The organism is Oleiphilus sp. HI0043 (assembly GCF_001634935.1).
The window spans coordinates 1-1746 of sequence record NZ_LWEY01001282.1 but is presented as its reverse complement, the minus strand read 5'-3'; the positions used below and the strand labels follow the sequence as shown (position 1 = coordinate 1746).

Here is a 1746-nt window from a genome sequence, read left to right as displayed (position 1 = left end):
TGTGTCGCCACCACAGTACTCGCATCGACAACGGTATAACCTAGCGTTTGCGCATGATCCTTTTGAGAACTCTCAACCCAGATTGCATCAAGCCCAAAAGCAGGGTCTCTACCCTCAACCCCGTCAATTTTCCCAAAGACCTGACCCGGGTTAATAGCTAGCTCTCTCTCTGGGTGAATTTCTGCTTCAGCAATCGTTACGCCCATCAAGGTGATTCGGTAAACATTTGGCATAAGGTCAAGATTGTCGCGAATATGAACTGAAGGCATTAAGAAACCTAACTCTTGCGACAGCTTTTTACGCACCCCTTTTATCCTACCAAGCAATGCCCCCCCCTGATTTTTATCAACAAGAGGAATTATGCGATAACCAACTTCCAGGCCTATAATATCGACCGACAAAACATCATCCCAGCCAAGCTCTTTGTACTCTTCTTTAGGCTGTCCATCAGCCGATATTTGACCTTGATTATCAGGCGTTACATTAGCACCGCCAGACATATTAGGCTGAGCACCTGACCTGCGAGCACCCGGAGCGCTTGCTTCAACCTCTTCACCTTTCGATCTCTTGTTTTGACCATACCAAGCAAAAAATGCTAAACCGCCACCCAAACCCAAGAATGCCAAATGAGGCATGCCCGGTACCAGACCCATTGCGATAAGAATGCCTGAGGCCACATATAAAGCCTTTGGGGATAGAAACATCTGATCAAGAACTTGTGACGACATGTCCTGCATACTACTAACACGTGTCACCATAATTGCTGCGGCGGTAGAAAGTAGTAGCGAAGGAATCTGTGCAACCAAGCCATCACCAATAGTCAGTAGCGAATACTTTTCCATTGCATCAGAGAATTCTAGATCATGCTGCACCATGCCAATAGAGAGACCGCCTATGATATTGATCGCTAAAATCAACAAACCCGCAATGGCATCACCACGAACAAACTTACTGGCACCATCCATAGAACCATAAAAGTCAGCCTCCGTTGCAATTTCTTCACGACGTGACTTGGCTTCTTCCTGTTCGATAATGCCAGCATTAAGATCAGCATCAATCGCCATCTGTTTACCCGGCATCGCATCGAGCGTAAAGCGCGCACTAACCTCCGAGACCCTGCCAGCACCCTTTGTTACAACAACAAAGTTAATAATCATCAAAATAGCAAAGACAACCAAACCGACAGCGTAATTGCCTCCAATGACAACCTCACCGAAGGCCTCAATCACCTTACCTGCAGCATCGCCACCTTCGTGCCCCTCCAAGAGAACAACACGAGTTGAAGCGACATTTAGCGCCAAACGTAAAAGCGTGGCAACTAACAAAACGGTTGGGAATATCGCGAACTCAACGGGCCGCAGGGAGTAGACACAAACAAGCAAGACAACAAGCGCCAAAGCAATATTGAAGGTAAACAACAAATCAAGCAGGAAAGGAGGAACAGGAAGGGTCATCATCCCCAGGATTGCAATCAATAGCACCGGGATGGCGAGATTACCCTGAGTAAGAACCTTGAATTGTTGAAGCATTGCGGCTTGCTGCATAAATATCACTACCAAGACTGATATCGTCACTAATTTGACGAAAAACAAATATCAGTAAGGTATCAGCAAGATTCACGCCGACTTCTACAGTTTACGGTAATTAGGCAATGCCAGCCCCTTAATCAAGAGCCATCATATTTAAGATCATCCGGTATGGGGAAGTCCGGTTTCGGAGGTTTTGTAATAACGCGACGCCTAAACT

At 46.4% G+C, this 1746-nt stretch carries 1 protein-coding gene; it reads right to left on the bottom strand.

Features of this window, described 5'->3' with window-relative positions:
- Positions 1–1544 (bottom strand): flagellar biosynthesis protein FlhA (locus A3729_RS16700; protein WP_068634098.1); only part of this gene is annotated, 1544 nt, incomplete at its 3' end.
- Positions 1545–1746 lie beyond the last annotated feature (202 nt).